This is a genomic window from Rhodobacter capsulatus (genome assembly GCF_005144475.1).
GTDB classification, from domain to species: Bacteria; Pseudomonadota; Alphaproteobacteria; order Rhodobacterales; family Rhodobacteraceae; genus Rhodobacter; species Rhodobacter capsulatus_C.
In genome coordinates, this window is record NZ_SWJZ01000104.1 from 16,421 (window position 1) to 33,169 (window position 16,749).

General features: G+C 66.2%; 16 protein-coding genes and 1 tRNA gene. 5 read left to right on the forward strand and 12 right to left on the reverse strand.

Annotated features, from left to right (window positions below):
* The first annotated feature begins 134 nt into the window (after positions 1–134).
* Positions 135–218 (forward strand) — tRNA-Leu (locus tag FBT96_RS18425).
* A 240-nt stretch (positions 219–458) separates the two neighbouring features.
* A complete protein-coding gene (gene tig, locus FBT96_RS18430; RefSeq protein WP_136909261.1) occupies positions 459–1,793 on the forward strand; it encodes a trigger factor in 1,335 nt (444 codons plus the stop codon).
* A gap of 72 nt (positions 1,794–1,865) precedes the next feature.
* On the opposite strand, the gene FBT96_RS18435 is transcribed toward tig, so the two are convergent.
* The 11 genes from FBT96_RS18435 to FBT96_RS18485 form a co-directional block, all read right to left on the reverse strand.
* Positions 1,866–2,099: a hypothetical protein gene (locus FBT96_RS18435; RefSeq protein WP_136909263.1), complete on the reverse strand. Its 234-nt coding sequence runs from the start codon at positions 2,097–2,099 to the stop codon at positions 1,866–1,868.
* Positions 2,100–2,342: 243 nt separating this feature from the next.
* Positions 2,343–2,918 carry a 50S ribosomal protein L9 gene (gene rplI, locus FBT96_RS18440; protein ID WP_055209474.1) on the reverse strand — a complete coding sequence of 192 codons (576 nt, stop codon included), beginning with the start codon at positions 2,916–2,918 and terminating at the stop codon, positions 2,343–2,345.
* A 12-nt stretch (positions 2,919–2,930) separates the two neighbouring features.
* Positions 2,931–3,158: a 30S ribosomal protein S18 gene (gene rpsR / locus FBT96_RS18445; RefSeq protein WP_013067733.1), complete on the reverse strand. Its 228-nt coding sequence runs from the start codon at positions 3,156–3,158 to the stop codon at positions 2,931–2,933.
* 17 nt (positions 3,159–3,175) lie between these two features.
* Positions 3,176–3,610 carry a 30S ribosomal protein S6 gene (gene rpsF / locus FBT96_RS18450; protein WP_136909265.1) on the reverse strand — a complete coding sequence of 145 codons (435 nt, stop codon included), beginning with the start codon at positions 3,608–3,610 and terminating at the stop codon, positions 3,176–3,178.
* A gap of 153 nt (positions 3,611–3,763) precedes the next feature.
* Complete coding sequence (locus FBT96_RS18455) at positions 3,764–4,654, reverse strand: DMT family transporter (protein ID WP_136909267.1); 891 nt, start codon at positions 4,652–4,654, stop codon at positions 3,764–3,766.
* Positions 4,655–4,716: 62 nt separating this feature from the next.
* Positions 4,717–6,222 (reverse strand): hypothetical protein, encoded by a 1,506-nt coding sequence (locus tag FBT96_RS21090; RefSeq protein ID WP_212635409.1) that lies wholly within the window; start codon positions 6,220–6,222, stop codon positions 4,717–4,719.
* A 141-nt stretch (positions 6,223–6,363) separates the two neighbouring features.
* Positions 6,364–7,761, reverse strand: coding sequence for an aldehyde dehydrogenase family protein (locus FBT96_RS18465; RefSeq protein ID WP_136909269.1), 1,398 nt, complete (start codon positions 7,759–7,761; stop codon positions 6,364–6,366).
* Positions 7,758–8,600 (reverse strand): fumarylacetoacetate hydrolase family protein, encoded by an 843-nt coding sequence (locus tag FBT96_RS18470; RefSeq protein WP_136909271.1) that lies wholly within the window; start codon positions 8,598–8,600, stop codon positions 7,758–7,760. Before FBT96_RS18470 ends, FBT96_RS18465 begins: the two co-directional genes overlap by 4 nt.
* Before the next feature lie 134 nt (positions 8,601–8,734).
* Positions 8,735–9,511 (reverse strand): ATP-binding cassette domain-containing protein, encoded by a 777-nt coding sequence (locus FBT96_RS18475; RefSeq protein WP_136909274.1) that lies wholly within the window; start codon positions 9,509–9,511, stop codon positions 8,735–8,737.
* A complete protein-coding gene (locus tag FBT96_RS18480; RefSeq protein ID WP_136909276.1) occupies positions 9,508–10,581 on the reverse strand; it encodes an ABC transporter permease in 1,074 nt (357 codons plus the stop codon). The genes FBT96_RS18475 and FBT96_RS18480 overlap by 4 nt, the downstream gene beginning before the upstream one ends.
* A gap of 68 nt (positions 10,582–10,649) precedes the next feature.
* Complete coding sequence (locus tag FBT96_RS18485) at positions 10,650–11,666, reverse strand: sugar ABC transporter substrate-binding protein (protein WP_394347685.1); 1,017 nt, start codon at positions 11,664–11,666, stop codon at positions 10,650–10,652.
* A 611-nt stretch (positions 11,667–12,277) separates the two neighbouring features.
* Here FBT96_RS18485 and FBT96_RS18490 point away from each other — a divergent pair.
* Complete coding sequence (locus FBT96_RS18490) at positions 12,278–12,577, forward strand: FeoA family protein (RefSeq protein WP_169583602.1); 300 nt, start codon at positions 12,278–12,280, stop codon at positions 12,575–12,577.
* Positions 12,578–12,583: 6 nt separating this feature from the next.
* A complete protein-coding gene (feoB, locus tag FBT96_RS18495) occupies positions 12,584–14,455 on the forward strand; it encodes a ferrous iron transporter B (protein WP_136909278.1) in 1,872 nt (623 codons plus the stop codon).
* 222 nt (positions 14,456–14,677) lie between these two features.
* On the opposite strand, the gene FBT96_RS18500 is transcribed toward feoB, so the two are convergent.
* The gene (locus FBT96_RS18500) at positions 14,678–15,163 is read right to left on the reverse strand and encodes an ureidoglycolate lyase (RefSeq protein WP_136909280.1); all 486 of its coding nucleotides are present in this window, start codon (positions 15,161–15,163) and stop codon (positions 14,678–14,680) included.
* A 133-nt stretch (positions 15,164–15,296) separates the two neighbouring features.
* On the opposite strand from FBT96_RS18500, the gene FBT96_RS18505 reads away from it, so the two are divergent.
* Positions 15,297–16,535 (forward strand): urate hydroxylase PuuD, encoded by a 1,239-nt coding sequence (locus FBT96_RS18505; protein ID WP_136909282.1) that lies wholly within the window; start codon positions 15,297–15,299, stop codon positions 16,533–16,535.
* The last annotated feature ends 214 nt before the right edge of the window (positions 16,536–16,749 follow it).

Below are 16,749 nucleotides of genomic sequence, written 5' to 3' on the forward strand. Positions count from 1 at the left end.
CTCTTGTCAGATCCGGCGCGCGAGGGTAGATGCGAAGAACCGGTGGGGGCGGATCGGATCCGCCCCCACCGGCAACCAGAAGACCCCCCGCGGCCCGGCGTCGACCCGGCTCTACCTTGCGGGCGGTGCAATGTGCGGGTGTGGCGGAATGGTAGACGCGACAGACTCAAACTCTGTTTCCGCAAGGAGTGTCGGTTCGAGTCCGACCACCCGCACCATCTGACCCGCCGCCAGCCCGTGCCGCCCCCTGCCCCGACCTGCCCGCGGACGACAGCCTGTCTGGACGAATCTTTTCGATCTTTCTGCCCCGCCGGGACCGGAAACGGCCCGGAAAAGCCGTTCGGCACCCGATCGGGCTGCGGCTTTTCACCTTGCCAGCAAGGTCGCCAGCCCCTAGAAGGGCGGCTGAAATTTGCCTGAGCGCGCCCGCGGGGTGCGCCCGAACCAGAGGAAACCCCATGCAGGTCACCCAGACCCTCAACGAAGGCCTCAAGCGCGGCTACACGATCACGCTGACCGGCGCCGAACTTGACGCGAAAGTCACCGAGAAGCTGATCGAAGTGCAGCCCGAAGTCGAGATCAAGGGCTTCCGCAAGGGCAAGGTGCCGATGGCGATGCTGCGCAAGAACTTCGGCGACCGCGTTCTGGGCGATGTCCTGAACGAAGCCGTCGATGGCGCGATCAAGGATCTGCTTGATCAATCGGGCGACCGTCCGGCGCTGCAGCCGAAGGTCGAGATGGAAAACGGCAAGGACTGGAAGCCGGGCACCGACGCCGTCTTCACCGTGTCCTACGAAGCCCTGCCGCCGATCCCGGCCTTCGACCGCGCCACCGTGACGCTGGAGCGTCTGGTGGTGAAGGCCGACGAGGCTTCGGTGACCGAGGCGCTGGAAAACCTGGCGAAATCGGCGCAAGCCTTCGAGGATCGCAAGAAAGGCAGCAAGGCCAAGGATGGCGATCAGGTCGTGATCGACTTCGAAGGCTTCCTCGGCGACGAGGCGTTCGAAGGCGGCAAGGGCGAGGAATACCCGCTCGTGCTCGGCTCGGGCTCGTTCATCCCGGGCTTTGAAGAGCAACTCGTCGGCGCGAAAGCGGGCGAAGATGTGGAAGTGAAAGTGTCCTTCCCGGCCGAATACGGTGCGGCGCATCTGGCGGGCAAGGAAGCCACCTTCAAATGCCACGTCCATGCGGTGAAGGCCCCGAAACCGGCCGAGATCGACGACGAGCTGGCGAAGAAATTCGGCGCCGCCGATCTGGAGGCCCTGAAGGGTCAGGTCGCCTCGCGTCTGGAAGCGGAATTCAAGGGCGCCTCGCGGGCGATCCTGAAACGCGCCCTGCTCGACATCCTCGATGCGCAAGTGAAATTCGACCTGCCGCCGACGCTGGTCGAGGCCGAAGCCGGTCAGATCGCGCACCAGCTCTGGCACGAGGAAAACCCGGATCACCACGGCCATGACCACGGCGCGGTGGAACCGACCGAAGAGCACAAGACGCTGGCCGAGCGCCGCGTGCGTCTGGGCCTGCTGCTGGCCGAGCTGGGTCGCAACGAGAAGATCGAAGTGACCGACGCCGAGATGACCCAGGCGGTTCTGGCCGCGGCGCGTCAATACCCGGGCCACGAGCGCGAATTCTTTGAATTCGTGAAAGGCAACGCGCAGATGCAACAGCAGATCCGCGCGCCGCTTTACGAAGAAAAGGTGATCGATTTCATCGTCGCGGGTGCCACCGTGACCGAGAAAGAGGTCAGCAAGGAAGAGCTGCAGAAAGCCATCGAAGCGCTTGACGAGCTTTGAGCGTCACCGGACAGTGACAGCAAAGGCCGCCCCTGGGGGCGGTCTTTTTCATTGCGGGCCTTGCGGCGGGCCTTAGTCGGCGCGGACGAATCGGGGCGATCCGGCCGGGGGAAAGATCGGGGGAGCGGGCAGCGCCACCGGGTCGAAGCCTGAGCGCGCACTTTCGGGGCTGGCGGAGATCTGCACCAGCGCGCGCGGGCCAAGATCGGGCCAGAACCGATCCAGCGCCCCCAGCTGATCGCCTTCGGCATGCAGAATTCCCAGCGTCATCCCGAAAAGCACCATGGCCGCAATTCTGAATTCCATCGCGTTCTCCTTGCAGGTGCCGCAGCGCCCGATCCGGAAACCGGGCGCGCGAACCTGTCACTCGTGACCAACTTGAACAGGCCCCCGACCGGGGGCCTTGCAACCCTGCGGTGTAATTCAGGCAGGAATGGGAAACAGTTTCGTCAAATTTGGCGCATTTTTCGCGGCCGCGTGAAAACCATGCGGCCAAAACAAAACCGCGCCCCGAAGGGCGCGGTTGCAACACTTCCCGGGGGAAGGGTCTTATTCGTCGTCGTCGTTCGCCGCGGCGCCGACTTCGTCGAACAGCTCGGCGATTTCGAATTCCGCCGCCGCATCGGCTTCCGCCGCCAGCTGCTGGATCGATTTGCCGGCCGCCTGGATGGCAGCTTCTTCGGCCGAACGGGCGACGTTGATGGTGATCGTCGCCTGGACTTCCGGGTGCAGGATCACGTGCACCTCGTGCAGGCCGAGCTCCTTGATCGGGGCTTTCAGCGCCACCTGACGCTTGTCGACCGAGAAACCGCCCGCGGTGGCCGCATCGGCGGCGTCGCGCGGCGTGACCGAGCCGTAAAGCGCCCCGGCGTCCGAAGCGGAGCGGATGACCACGAACTGTTGACCTTCAAGCTTGGCGGCGGCCGCTTCGGCTTCTTTCTTGGTCTCGAGGTTGCGGATTTCCAGCTGCGCCTTGCGGGCTTCGAAGCTCTTGATGTTGGCGTCGTTCGCGCGCAGCGCCTTGCCTTGCGGCAAGAGGAAGTTGCGGGCGTAGCCGTCGCGCACTTTCACCACGTCGCCCATTTGGCCAAGCTTGGCCACACGTTCCAGAAGGATGACTTGCATGTTCAGGTCTCCTTACTTCACGGCATAGGGAAGCAGGGCGAGGAAGCGGGCGCGTTTGATCGCCTGCGCCAGTTCGCGCTGTTTCTTGGCCGAGACGGCGGTGATGCGGGCGGGAACGATCTTGCCGCGCTCGCTGATGTAGCGTTGCAGCAGACGGACGTCCTTGTAGTCGATCTTCGGCGCGTTATCGCCCGAGAACGGGCAGACCTTGCGACGACGGAAGAAGGGTTTGGTAGCCATGGGTCACTCTCCTCGGATCAACGACGCTCGGGACGCGGGCCGCGATCTTCGCGGGGGCCACGGTCGCCACGCGGGCCACGGTCGCCACGATCACCGCGATCGCCACGGTCTTCGCGGTCGCCACGGTCGTCACGCTTCTGCATCTGCACCGAGGGGCCTTCGTCATGGCCGTCGACCTTGATGGTCAGCACGCGCATCACGTCGTCATGCAGACGGGCGAGACGCTCCATCTCCTGCACGGCGGCCGAGGGCGCGTCGGTGCGCAGGAAGCCGTAATGGCCCTTGCGGTTCTTGTTGATCTTGTAGGCCATGGTCTTCACGCCCCAGTATTCGGACCCGAGGACCTTGCCCCCGTTGTCGCCGATCACGGTCGAGAAGTGTTCGATCAGGCCTTCGGCCTGCGCGTTGGAAAGGTCCTGACGCGCAATGAGGACATGCTCGTAAAGCGGCATGTAGGCTCCTGTTTCACAAGGCGGCTTCATAGGGGGCAAGGACTTCCGCAGCCCACCACGAGAGGCGTCGCCGGTTCATATCATCGCGGAAGTAGGGGGCTTCTAGGCGGTCGGCCCCCGCGATGCAAGCGAAATCCCCGAAACGGGCCCGGGCTATTTCCGCCCCGCCAGCACGATGCCGGTCAGGATCAGCCCGAAACCGGCGGCATGGTAAAGATGAAGCGGCTCATGCAGCAAAGCCGCCGACAGGATCGCGCCATAGACCGGCAGCAGGTGGATGAACTGCCCTGCCCGCGCCGGGCCCGCCATCTCGACGGCCTTGGTGTAGAAAAGATAGGCCAGAACCGAGGGCACGATGCCGATATAGACCAGCGCCGCGATCGAAGGCGGGGTCCAGACCGGCACCCGGCCCGAGGCGATTTCGAAGGCCAGAAACGGCGCCAGGATCGGCAGGGCCAGCGCGATCTGCACCGCCAGCAGGCCGATGCGGTTCACCTCGGGCGGGAAGGTCTTCAGCCCCATCGTGTAAAGCGCCCAGGCCACCATCGCGGCGAAGATGATCAGATCGCCGCGCGCGAAATCAAGGGCCGCCGCCCGTTCCCACGAGCCCTGCAAGATGACGACCGCCACCCCAAGCGTCGAGACGATCAGCCCGAGGATCGCCCAAAGCCCAAGCCTTTGCCCCCAGAAGAGCGCCCCCAGCGCCATGATCAGCAAAGGAATGGTGGAATTCAGAAGCATCCCGTTCGTCGCTGTCGAGGTCTGCAGCCCCCAATAGACAAGCGAATTGAAGGCCGCGACGCCGGGCAGCGTCAGAAGCAGGATGCGGAGGAAATACCGCCGGTAAAGCGGCCAGTCCCGGCGCAGATAGGGCCAGGCAAAGGGTAAAAGCGCCACAAGCGCGATCGACCAGCGGCCAAAGGACAGCGCGACGGGCGGCCATTCCCCGCGCGAGGCGCGGGCAACGATGAAGTTGCCCGCCCAGAACAGCGGCGGCAAGGCCAATACCGCCCAAAGCTTCCAGCCGCCCTTCGTCTCGCCCATGCCCGCCTCCCGCGCTTTCGCCTTGGTTTGGGCCGAAACCGCGGCGGGGGCAAGGGGGCGCGCTATTCGGCCGGGGCCAGCCCGCCCGAAAACGCGTCGCGCGCCAGCGCCCGGGCGTTCTCGAACACCTCCATGCTTTCAAAGACATAGTCAAAGAAGCTGCGCTGCGTCTCGATCTCGATCTCATAGATCTCGATCGGGGCGAAGCGCGGATCGCGCAGGATCCCCGCCGCGATCCAGCGGTTGACCATCAGCATCCGGTCACGCTCGGCGGCATAGATGCCGTTGAACGCGACCTCGGTCTTCATGTCCTCGAGCGCGAGCTTGCTGTCGGGCAAGGCCCCGAGCCATTTGCGGTTCACCGGCCGCACCACATGGATGGTGCGCGCGCCGGAGAGTTCCGACAAAAGCACCGGCCGGTAATAGGCGCCATCGAGCGCGCCAAAGCCGCCCTCCTGCCCGCCCTCGAAGCCGTATTCGTAAAGCCAAAGCCCGTCGCGCACCGCCTGCGGCGTGATTTCGGTATAGATCGTGCGGCTGCGCCAGTTTTTCCGCCCGCCGGGCGCGATGCCCAGCTGTGCCAGCGCCGAGGGGTTGGCATGGACATATTCCAGCCCCTCGCGCGGGTCATAGGCGTTGAAGAGGATGCCGATGCCGGTCTCGTTGAAGGCCTGCGCGATCTCGGCAAAGAAGCTGTCGGGGAAGAGCGACACCAAAGTGCGCGCCGGGGTCAGGCTCATCATCTCCTTGAGCCAGAACACGTTTCCGCCCGCGCGCGAGACCGCGTCAAGGCTGCGCACGACGTTTTGCATGACGTCGAAGGGCCATTCGAACAGCGACGGCCGGAACACCCCGCTTTTGCCGAACAGCGCCATATGCATCAGATCGGCGTCGCGCTGGCCAAAGGGCTGCACGGTCTCGATCTGCTCGGCCAGATGGGTTTCCAGGCTCTCGCCACCGGCCAGCGCCTGCAGATAGCGCCAGACCCAATAGATCTGCCCCGAGGTGCAGGAAATCATCCGCGGATGCACGCCGCCCTCAAGCGCCGCCTGCAGGAACCCCGCCCCATGGGCGTTGTTGCCCGCAAGCCCGCCAAGCGCAAAGGCCACATCGGTTTCCGAGGTGCGCGTGACCTTTTCCACGACCGGCTCGGCGGCGGGTTCGGCAGCGGATTTCGGGTTGGATTTCGGGCCGGAGGCCGGTTTCGGCGCCGTGGCGGGCTTCGGCCTGGCGGCCGTTTCCCGGGCGGCGGCCTTCGCGGCCTCCTCCTTCGCGGCGGCCTCGCGGGCTGCCTCTGCGGCGGCGGCTTCCTGCGCGGCGGCTTCCTTGGCCGCAGCCTCCTTAGCCGCAGCCTCCTTCGCGGCGGCCTCCTTGACAGCGGCTTCCTTGGCTTCAGCCTCTTTCGCGGCGGCTTCCTTGGCCTCAGCCTCCCGCGCGGCGGCCTCCTTCTCGGCCGCCTCTTTCGCGGCGGCCTCCCTGGCGGCCAGCTCGGCTTGGGCCGTGTTTGGTGCGGCCTCTTTGGCGGCCGCCTCCTGCTGCGTCTGATCCTTCGGTGTCGGCTCTTTCATCGAGTCCCCCTGCAGGCATGCACACCCAGTTTCACCCGCGTGCCGCGCCGATTCCGGTCCGGCAGCGGTATCGCATAAGTTGAGTGTAGCGCTGCTTTGCAGCAAAGTCACCTTCGCAGTTGCAGCATTTTCAGCACGAACTCAGCCGACCAGCGCCTGCACGATCCGCGCCAGCCGGGTGGCAAGCGGGCCATAGGGCGGCATCAACGGTTCCAGCACGGCAAAGCGGTTCTCAAGCACCGGTTTTTCATGCGAAAACGCCGCAAAGCCCCAGCGCCCATGCGCCGCGCCCAGCCCCGATTGCCCGATCCCGCCAAACGGCAGGTTGAGGTGCAGGAAATGCGCCAGCGTCACATTCACCCCCACCGCGCCCGAGGTCGTGGCGGCGCAGATCCGCGAAATCAGCCGCCGGTCGCGGGCAAAGACATAAAGCGCCAGCGGCTTTTCCCCCGCCTCGATCCCCGCCAGCACGGCATCCAGATCGTCATAGGCGATCACCGGCAGGACGGGGCCGAAGATCTCCTCGCGCATCAGCGCTGCGTTTTCGGGCACATTCGTCAGCACGGTGGGCGCAAGGTAACGACTGGCCGCCTCGGCCTCGCCGCCCGCGATCAGGGTGGCGCCATGGCCGACAGCCTCGGTCACCATGCCGCGCAGCCGCTCGAAATGTTTCGCGCCGATCAGCCGGGCGAAACTGCGCGAGGCCTGCGGGGTGGCGCCATACATCCGCGCGATCTCGGCGCGCAGCGCCCTGGTGAAGGCCTCTTCCTGCGCGCGGGGCACGAAGACATGATCGGGGGCGATGCAGGTCTGCCCGGCGTTCTGAAACTTGCCCCAGGCCACCATCCGCGCCGCCTGTTTCAGATCGGCATCAGGGCCAAGGATGACGGGCGACTTGCCGCCCAGCTCCAGCGTGACCGAGGCGAGCGTCTTTGCCGCCGCCGCCATCACCACCTTGCCCACGGCGGGCGAGCCGGTGAAGAAGATATGATCGAAGGGCTGCGCCAGAAGCTCGGTCGACGTTTCGATGCCGCCTTCGACGACGGCGACCAGATCTTCGGGCAGGCAGGCCGCAACGATCTTTGCCACCAGCGCCGAGGTGGCGGGGGCCAGTTCCGAAGGCTTCACCACCGCCGCATTGCCCGCCGCAATCGCGCTGACCAAAGGCCCCAGCGCCAGACACAGGGGATAGTTCCAGGGCGCGATGATCAGCACCGTGCCTTTGGGTTCGGGCCGGATCGTCGCGCGGGTGCCCAGCATCGAGAGCGTCGGGCGCACCCGCCGCACCCCGGCCCAAGCCTTCAGATGCCGCGACGTATGGCGGATTTCCGACAGGATCGGGATGATTTCCGAAATCCGCACCTCGACCGCGGGCTTGCCCAGATCGGCAGCCAAGGCCGCCATGATCTCGGCCTCGCGGGCGCGGATCTCGGCGGCCAGCCGCTTGAGCACCACGCGGCGCTTGGACACGGTGAATTCGGTCCGCCGCCGGGCATCGCCCGCCCTCAGACGCGCAAAGGCCTCGGCGGCGGGGCTCATGCCTGCACCACGACTTGCCGCTGCGATCCCAGCCCGGTGATGCCAAGCTCGATCACATCGCCCGGATGCAGGAATTTCGGCGGCTTCAGCCCCATGCCGACGCCGGGCGGCGTGCCGGTGGTGATGATGTCACCGGGTTCCAAGGTCATGAACTGGCTGAGGTAATGCACAAGGAAGGCCACGCCATAGACCATCGTCGCCGTGGTCCCGGTCTGCCGCCGCACGCCGTTCACATTCAGCCACAGATCCAGCGCCTGCGGATCGCGGATCTCGTCCTTCGTCACCAGCCAGGGGCCAAGCGGCGCGAAAGTGTCATGGCTCTTGCCCTTGACCCATTGCCCGGACCGCTCGATCTGGAAGCCACGTTCCGACACGTCGTTGCAGATCATGTAGCCCGCGACATGGTCCATCGCCTCTTCCAGCGCCACATATTTCGCCCGCGTGCCGATCACGAAGGCCAGCTCCACCTCCCAGTCGAGCTTCTCCGAGCCGCGCGGCGCCTCGACATCGTCATCGGGCCCGCAGATCGCCGAGGTCGCCTTCATGAAGACGACGGGCTCCGGCGGCACGGTCAGCCCGGCCTCCTCGGCGTGATCGGCATAGTTCAGCCCGATCGCGATCAGCTTGCCCGTCCCGGCAACCGGGGCGCCCAGACGCACCCCTTCGGGAATGATCGGCAGCTTGCCCGCATCGGTCCAGAACAGTTTCGACAGGCCTTCGTCGCCCAGCGCCCTGCCGTCGATATCACGCACCACGCGCGACAGATCACGGATCGTGCCGTCAACGTGCAGGAGACCGGGTTTCTCGGCGCCCTTCTCTCCATAGCGAACCAGTTTCATTCCAACTCCCGATATTCCAATCTGCCGTCTCGTCGCTTCGGCCAGACGCACAATCTGCGATAGTGTGCCGGGCCAGAGCAAGAGAAAGCCCGGGGCAGCCCCCGGGCAAGGTCCGATGCTTTTTGTCGCAGGGCTCAGGCGGCGGCCGCCTCGGGCGCCTTGGCCCCGGTCATCAGCGCCACCGCGTCCGACATCGAATGGGTTTTCGGGTCGATCACGCACAACCGCCGCCCCAGACGGTGGACATGGATGCGGTCGGCAACCTCGAAGACATGCGGCATGTTGTGGGAAATCAAGATGATGGGAATACCGCGGGCGCGCACGTCAAGGATCAGCTCCAGCACGCGGCGGCTTTCCTTCACCCCCAGCGCGGCGGTGGGTTCATCCAGAATGATCACCTTCGAGCCGAAGGCCGCCGCCCGCGCCACCGCGACGCCCTGTCGCTGCCCGCCCGAGAGCGTTTCCACCGTCTGATCGATGTTCTGGATCGTCATCAGGCCAAGTTCCGAGAGTTTTTCGCGCGCGAAAGCCCGCATCCGGTCGTGATCGAGCGCGCGAAACAGGCTGCCCGCGATGCCGGGCTTGCGCAGCTCGCGGCCCATGAACATGTTGTCGACGATCGAGAGCGCGGGCGACAGCGCCAGCGACTGATAGACGGTGGCGATCCCGGCCTCTTGCGCCTGCATCGGCGCGGAAAAGCGGACCGGGGCACTATCCAGCCGGATCTCTCCGGCATCTGGTTGAACTGCGCCGCACAAGGCCTTGATCAGCGTCGATTTTCCGGCGCCGTTATCGCCGATGACGGCGAGGATTTCTCCCGGCATCAGATCGAAATCGGCCTGATCCAGCGCGGTGACCTTGCCATAGCGCTTGACCAGCCCGCGCGCGCTCAGAATGGGTTCTGGGCTCATTGTGACACCTTCCGGATCCATTGGTCGATCGCGACGGCGACGATGATCAGCCAGCCGATGGCGAAGACCTGCCAGAGCACATCGACATTGGCGAGCCGCAGCCCCGATTGAAACACCCCCACGATCAGGGCGCCAAACAGCGCCCCCAGGATCGAGCCGCGCCCGCCGAAAAGCGAAATCCCCCCCACGACGACCGCGGTGATCGATTGCAGATTGCCCTCGTAAAACGATTGCGGGCTGATCGAGCCGACCCGCCCGATCGAGGCCCAGGCGGCAATGGCGCAGATGAAGCCCGCAAGCCCATAGACCGACAGAAGCACCCGGTCGGCCTGAATGCCCGCGAGTTCGGCGGCCTCCTTGTCGTCGCCCACCGCATAGACATGGCGGCCCCAGGCGGTCTTGTTCAGCATGTACCACAGACCCAGAAAGACCGCGATCATCAGAAGCGAGCCATAGGTGATCTTCGCGCCCGCAAAGGCGAAGCCCTCGCCCCAGAACTTGAGCAGCGGCGCCGCCTTGTCGATGTCCTGGCTGCGGATCGATTGCGCACCCGAAAGCCAAAGATTGAGCGCGAAAAAGATCGACCAGGTGCCCAAGGTGGTGATGAAGGGCGGCAGCTTGATCTTGGTGATCAGAAAGCCGTTCGCCAGCCCCGCCGCCGCGCCGCCCGCAAAGGCGACCGCCAGCGCCAGCACCGAGGGCACGCCCATGTAAACCGCCAGATTGCCCGCGATCACCGACATCAGCACCATGATCGCCGCCACCGACAGGTCGATCCCCGCCGTCAGCACGATCAGCGATTGCGCCGCCGCCAGAATGCCGATGATCGAGACCTGCTGCAGGATCAGCGACAGGTTCAGCGCCGAAAAGAACCGCCCCCCCGCGATGATGCCGAAAACCGCGATCGCCGCCACCAGCACGATCACCGGCACCAGCGTCGGATTGCCGTGCAACAGATGCTGCAGCCGCTCGACCGGGCCGCGCGTCGCCACCTCGAACTGCGCCACGCGCCGGTCGCTGGCCTCCAGCCCCTGTTCGAACGCCTGCCCCTTGCGGGCCGTTTCGGTCATGCTCGTCTCCCTCCCCCGGATGCGAGAGAGGCGGTGCCCCGCCCCCCTCTCGTCTCAGCCGACCTGTCTCAGCCCCAGCACTGTTTCAGCGCCTCTTCCGAGGTTATCGAGGGGATGCCCCCGATCGGGCTGTCGGTGACCAGCGTGACGCCGGTGTTGACGAAATCGAGCCCTTCGGTATTGGCGGGCTTGGTGCCGTCCTTGGCATAGGCCGCGATCGCCTCGATGCCCTTGGACGCCATCAGAAGCGGGAACTGCATCGAGGTGGCGCCGATCACGCCGTCCTTGACGTTCTGCACGCCCGGGCAGCCGCCATCGATCGAGACGATCAGCGCCTGTTTTTCCAGCCCCACCGCCTTGAGCGCCTCATAGGCGCCCGCCGCGGCGGGTTCGTTGATCGTGTAGACGACGTTGATGCCGCTGTCCTTTTGCAGCAGGTTCTCCATCGCGGTGCGGCCGCCTTCCTCGTTGCCGTTCGTCACGTCATTGCCGACGATGCGGGCGTCGTCCTCGTCGCCGATGTCTTTCGGGTCCTTGATGTCGATGCCGAAGCCCCGCAGGAAGCCGTTGTCGCGCAGATAATCGACCGAGATTTCCGAGGCGTTCAGATCCAGCAGCGCGATCTTCGCCGCCGCGGTGTCGCCCATCTTCGCCGCCGCCCATTTGCCGATCAGCTCGCCCGCCAGGAAATTGTCGGTGGCAAAGGTCGCATCGGCCGCATCGGCGGGTTCGAACGGCGTATCGAGCGCGATCACCAGCACCCCCGCCTCGCGCGCCTTGCCCACCACCGGCGCCAGGGCGCGGCTGTCGGACGGCGTGATCAGGATCCCCTTCGCCCCGCCCGCGATGCAGCTTTCGACGGCGGCGATCTGTGTTTCCACATCGCCATCGATCTTGCCCGCATAGGTCGAGAGCGTGATCCCCATCTCGGTCGCCTTCGCCGTGGCGCCTTCCTTCATCTTGACGAAAAAGGGGTTGGTGTCGGTCTTGGTGATCAGACAGGCCCCGGTCTCGGCGGCGGCGGACTGGCCAAGGGCGGCAAAGGCAAGGGCAGAGGCCCCCAGCAGGGCCAGTTTGCGCATCATCACGGTCTCTCCTCCCGTTTCACTGTCGGCCCCTCCTCCGGGGCTCGGGCGAAGTTTGACCCGAGTCGGCGCCCCGGTCAATATTTAACTCATGTTGATTTATTATTGCGCCCTCCGATGCTGTCCCCCTTTCGCCGCGCGGCGAAGACGTTGGCGTTGCCCGGAAAGGAGCCCCCGTGATCGAGCGGATCATCTTCGACGGCGACGGCGTGCTGATCAACGCAGGCGGCGCGCCGCGCGGATCGCCGCGGCGTCCCGGGCCGGGGCGTTTGTTTTCGCCGAGGCAGAGCCTCGACGACCCGCCGGGGGCTCCGCCCCCGGACCCCCGGGATATTTGGACCAAGGTGAAAGGCCGCGCGGGGCAAACAGCAAAGCCGATCCCATTTCTCCTTGGAAAAATACGCCGGGGGTGCGGGGGCGGAGCCCCCGCCCGGGTCGCCTCGGCACCGCCGAGGCGAAACCCCCTCGCCGCCTCGGGCAGACTTGCGACGGCCTGTCGCGCAAAAGCCCGGCCAAGCATGGCGGCTATAACTTGACCCTTCGGACCGGAGTGGGAATGATCGCCCGACGCAAGGCGGGATCTTCCCGACTCAGTCCCAAGGACCGCAGTGATGCTGAACACGCCCGATCTTCCGCGCCAGACGGCGGTTCCGCTGGCCCAGCATCGGCCGCTTGGCGCGCTGCACAAGGGCTATTCGGGCCATGTCTTCCATATCGCCGCCGCCGATCATTCCGTGACCCTGCCCGCCGCCGAAATGGAACGACGCCTGATCGAACTGGGCTTCATCGAGGGCGCCAGGGTCACGATCCTGCACGAGGGGCTTTTCGGGCGTGACCCGATCGCGGTAAGGGTGAATGGCACCACTGTCGCGCTGCGTCGCCGCGAGGCGATGGCCATCCTCGTTTCCTGAGCCTCGATGCCCGAACCCGATCCCTATCGTCTTGCCCTCGTCGGCCCGCCGAACTGCGGCAAGACCTCGCTTTTCAATGCGTTGACCGGGGCCCGGCAAAAGGTCGGCAACTATGCCGGCGTCACCGTCGAGCGCAAGCTGGGCCTGTTCACCACCCCCGCGGCCAGGCGCATCGCGCTGATCGACCTGCCCGGCACGCACAGCCTGCGCGCGCGCTCGCCCGACGAGGCGGTGACGCGCGATGTCGTGCTGGGCCGTCATCCGGCCGAACCCGCGCCGCAACTGATGCTGGTCGTCGTCGATGCCGTCGCTCCGCGCTCGGGGCTGCGGCTGGCGATGGAACTGGTCGCCACCGGCCTGCCGATGATCGTCGTTCTGAACATGATCGACATCGCCCGGCACCGGAAGATCGAGATCGACCGGGCCAGGCTGCAGGAAGAGCTGGGCGTGCCCGTCGTCACCTCGACCGCGGTGCGCAAGGGCGGGCTCGACGCGCTGTTGCGCACGCTTGACGAAACGCTGGCCGAGGGCGTGCCCGAGGCCGGGCCGAACCTCTGGGCGCCGCCCGACGCGGCCGATCTGCGCCTCAGCCACCGTGCCGCCGACCGGCTGATCACCCGCGCCGTGACGCAGCCGCCCGAGCATGACACGCTGACGCATCGCATCGACCGGCTGCTGCTGCATCCGGTCTTCGGGCTGATCTTCCTGCTCGGGCTTCTGTTCGTGATGTTTCAGGCGGTGTTCAGCGGCGCCGCGCCGGTGATGGATCTGATCGACGGCAGTTTCGCCGCGCTTTCGGATCTGATCCGCGCCCATGTCCCCGAGGGGCTGGTGCAAAGCTTCCTTGTCGATGCGGTGATCGGCGGCGTCGGCGGGGTGGTGATCTTCCTGCCGCAAATCGTAATCCTGTTCCTGTTCATCCTGCTGCTGGAGGATCTGGGCTACATGGCGCGCGCGGCGTTTCTGATGGACCGGATCATGGGCGGGGCGGGGCTGCATGGCCGCGCCTTCATCCCGCTTCTGTCCTCCTTTGCCTGCGCCATTCCGGGCATCATGGCGACGCGGGTCATCGACAATCCGCGCGACCGGCTGACCACCATCCTTGTCGCGCCGCTGATGACCTGTTCGGCGCGGATCCCGGTCTATACGCTGATCGTCTCGGCCTTCATCCCGGCGCGCGCGATCCTGGGCATCTTCAGTCTGCAAGGGCTTGTGATGTTTGGACTTTACGGCGCGGGCATCGTTTCGGCCCTGGCCGTATCGGCGGTGAGCAAATTCCTGTTCGCGCGCGGCGAACCCTCGCCGCCCTTCATGCTCGATCTGCCCGATTACAAGATACCGCAGCCGCGCTCGGTGGGGATCGGGCTTTTCACCCGGGCCTCGGCCTTCCTCAAGCGCGCGGGCACGACGATCTTCACCATGACCGTGGTGATCTGGGTGCTTGCGACCTTCCCGCAGCCGCCCGAGGGGGCCACCGAACCGGCGATCCTTTACAGCTTCGCCGCCGGGATCGGGAAAATGCTGGAACCGATCCTGGCGCCGATCGGCTTCAACTGGCAGATGGCGGTGGCGATCGTCCCCGCCATGGCCGCGCGCGAGATCGCCGTGGCCGGGCTGGCCACCGTTTACGCGGTGTCGGACGGCGGCGGCGAGGCGGTTCTGGGCACGCTTCTGTCGGCGCAATGGAGCCTGGCGACGGCGCTGTCCTTCCTCGTGTGGTTCATCTTCGCGCCGCAATGCCTCTCGACGCTCGCGGTGATCAAGCGCGAGACCGGATCGGGCAAATGGATGTGGGTGACGGTGGGATACATGTTCGCGCTGGCCTGGGTCGCGTGTTTCCTGACCTATCATCTGGCGGTGGCTCTCGGCTGGGGCTGAGCCGGTTTCGGGCGGAGAAGGAAAGGCACCGCCTTTCCCCGCCCGGGTCGGCCGTGCGTTGGCAAGACCGCATCCCCAAGCACAGCAGAGGCCGGCGCCCGTCCTGGCGGGCGAGAAGCGCCCGCCATGGGCGGGGCGGGCGCTGGCCGAGGGCCTTCGGGCCCCCGGCGGTCATGGGGCATCTGTTTCGCATGGCCTCGGCGATGGCCGAGGCCAAGACCTTTAGCCCTCGACCCGCAGCGGCACCGGCAGCGGATATTCCTCAAGATTCGCCCCCGGCCCGATCCGGTCCACCACCGCATAGCGCCCGGGCGCGCCGATCGGCGCCAGCACCCCGTGCCAGACATTGCGCAGGATGTTCACCCCCTGCCCCGGCGCCGTCAGAAACGCCCGGACCCGCACCGGCACGCCGCCCGCATCCTCGGCCACACAGACCAGAAACGGCACGCCATCGAGCGGCAAAAACGCCTGTGACCCCAGCGGATGACGCTCGACCAGATCGAGCACATAGGGCAAAGCCCGCGCCTGGGCCTCGAAGAGCGAAATCCCCGCCCGGCCTTCATCGTCAAACGAGAGCCGCGCCAGATCGTGATGGCGCCCGCAGAGCCCCGCGTTGATCAGCTTCGTCGGGGCCCCGAGCACGTCGATCAGATCGCCGAAGGGCCGAAAGGCCTCGGCCGTCAGGGGCTCTATCCGCAGCCGTTCCATCCCGTCCTCCGCCGCCATCCCCGCCCAAGAAAGGCGCAAAATCGGGCAAGTGCAAGGGGGCGACGCCGCCCCGTCGCTTTTGCGCTGGAGGCCGCGTCCCCGCCCCGCTAGCCTGAGCCCAAAGGAGACGCGCATGGATGCTGCACTGATCTGGGACTGGGCCACTTTTGCGATGCGCTGGCTGCATGTCGTGACCGCGATCGCCTGGATCGGCTCGTCCTTTTACTTCATCGTGCTCGATCTGGGGCTGCGATCCGCGCCCGATCTGCCCAAGGGCGCGGCGGGCGAGGAATGGCAGGTGCATGGCGGCGGTTTCTATCACATCCGCAAATATCTGGTCGCGCCGGAGCGCATGCCGGAGCATCTGACCTGGTTCAAATGGGAAAGCTACGCGACCTGGCTGTCGGGTGCGGCGATGCTCATCCTGGTCTATTGGCACCGGGCGGATCTGTTCCTGATCGACCCGGCCAAGGTCGCCTGGGCGCCCTGGCAGGGCATGGCGATTTCGGCGGCCTCGCTCACCCTGGGCTGGCTGATCTATGATGCCGCCTGCAAATCGCCCCTGGGCAATTATCCGGCGGCCTTCATGGCGCTGCTGCTCGTGGCGCTGACCGCGATGGCCTGGGGCTACGGGCAGATCTTCACCGACCGCGCGGCCTTCCTGCATCTGGGCGCCTATACTGCCACGATCATGACGGCGAATGTGTTCCTGATCATCATTCCGAACCAGAAGATCGTGGTGGCCGATCTGCGCGCGGGCCGGGCGCCCGATCCGAAATACGGCAAGATCGCCAAGCTGCGCTCGATGCACAACAACTACCTGACGCTGCCGGTGGTGTTCTTCATGCTGTCGAACCACGCGCCCCTGGCCTTTGCGACGACCTGGGCCTGGGTCATCGCGGCGCTGGTCTTCCTGATGGGGGTGACGATCCGGCACTGGTTCAACAGCCGCCATGCCCGCAAGCCCGCGCCATACTGGACGATCCCGGCGACTTTGCTGCTCTTTGGCCTTTGCGTCTGGCTCTCGATGCAGGGCACGCGCGAGGCGCCGGAGGAAGAGGCGGCACTTTCGGGCACCGCTTTGCAATTTGCGCAGGCCCCGGGATTTGACGAGGTCGCAAGCCTTGTCACCGCCAATTGCGCGATGTGCCACACCCGCGAGCCCGCCTATGAGGGGATCGGGGCGGCACCGAAGGGGCTGCTCCTCGACACGCCCGAGGCCGTCGCGCGGGCGGCCGAACCGGTCTTCATCTTTGCCGGGCTGACGGCGGCGATGCCGCCCGGGGCGGCGAATTTCATGACGCCCGAGGACCGCGCGGCGATCCGCGCCTGGTATCGTGCCGGGGCAGAAGCAGAGCTTGCGCAGAACTGACGGGGTGTCGGGCGGGCTTCCCTGACCGAGGCCATCGCCTCGGTCACGCGGACCATGTCCCCTTGTCCGGCCGCGGCCCAAAGGCCGCCGGCCAGCGCCTGCCCCGGCGGGCGCTTCTCGCCCGCCGGGGCAGGCGCTGGCCTTTGGTGTGCTTGGGGAAGCGGTCTTGGCATCCCCGTGGCTCTGTCGGGCGGGCAAAGGCGGAGCCTTTGCC

Bases quoted from the DNA above. Each gene is read 5' to 3' on its own strand.
- FBT96_RS18470 (WP_136909271.1), bottom strand. From the start codon at position 8,600: ATGAAACTGGTTCGCTATGGAGAGAAGGGCGCCGAGAAACCCGGTCTC.
- FBT96_RS18480 (WP_136909276.1), bottom strand. From the start codon at position 10,581: ATGACCGAAACGGCCCGCAAGGGGCAGGCGTTCGAACAGGGGCTGGAG.
- FBT96_RS21090 (WP_212635409.1), bottom strand. From the start codon at position 6,222: ATGAAAGAGCCGACACCGAAGGATCAGACGCAGCAGGAGGCGGCCGCC.
- FBT96_RS18465 (WP_136909269.1), bottom strand. From the start codon at position 7,761: ATGAGCCCCGCCGCCGAGGCCTTTGCGCGTCTGAGGGCGGGCGATGCC.
- FBT96_RS18485 (WP_394347685.1), bottom strand. From the start codon at position 11,666: ATGATGCGCAAACTGGCCCTGCTGGGGGCCTCTGCCCTTGCCTTTGCC.
- rplI (WP_055209474.1), bottom strand. From the start codon at position 2,918: ATGCAAGTCATCCTTCTGGAACGTGTGGCCAAGCTTGGCCAAATGGGC.
- FBT96_RS18455 (WP_136909267.1), bottom strand. From the start codon at position 4,654: ATGGGCGAGACGAAGGGCGGCTGGAAGCTTTGGGCGGTATTGGCCTTG.
- FBT96_RS18490 (WP_169583602.1), top strand. From the start codon at position 12,278: ATGCTGAACACGCCCGATCTTCCGCGCCAGACGGCGGTTCCGCTGGCC.
- FBT96_RS18435 (WP_136909263.1), bottom strand. From the start codon at position 2,099: ATGGAATTCAGAATTGCGGCCATGGTGCTTTTCGGGATGACGCTGGGA.
- FBT96_RS18475 (WP_136909274.1), bottom strand. From the start codon at position 9,511: ATGAGCCCAGAACCCATTCTGAGCGCGCGCGGGCTGGTCAAGCGCTAT.
- FBT96_RS18500 (WP_136909280.1), bottom strand. From the start codon at position 15,163: ATGGAACGGCTGCGGATAGAGCCCCTGACGGCCGAGGCCTTTCGGCCC.
- tig (WP_136909261.1), top strand. From the start codon at position 459: ATGCAGGTCACCCAGACCCTCAACGAAGGCCTCAAGCGCGGCTACACG.
- feoB (WP_136909278.1), top strand. From the start codon at position 12,584: ATGCCCGAACCCGATCCCTATCGTCTTGCCCTCGTCGGCCCGCCGAAC.
- rpsF (WP_136909265.1), bottom strand. From the start codon at position 3,610: ATGCCGCTTTACGAGCATGTCCTCATTGCGCGTCAGGACCTTTCCAAC.
- rpsR (WP_013067733.1), bottom strand. From the start codon at position 3,158: ATGGCTACCAAACCCTTCTTCCGTCGTCGCAAGGTCTGCCCGTTCTCG.
- FBT96_RS18505 (WP_136909282.1), top strand. From the start codon at position 15,297: ATGGATGCTGCACTGATCTGGGACTGGGCCACTTTTGCGATGCGCTGG.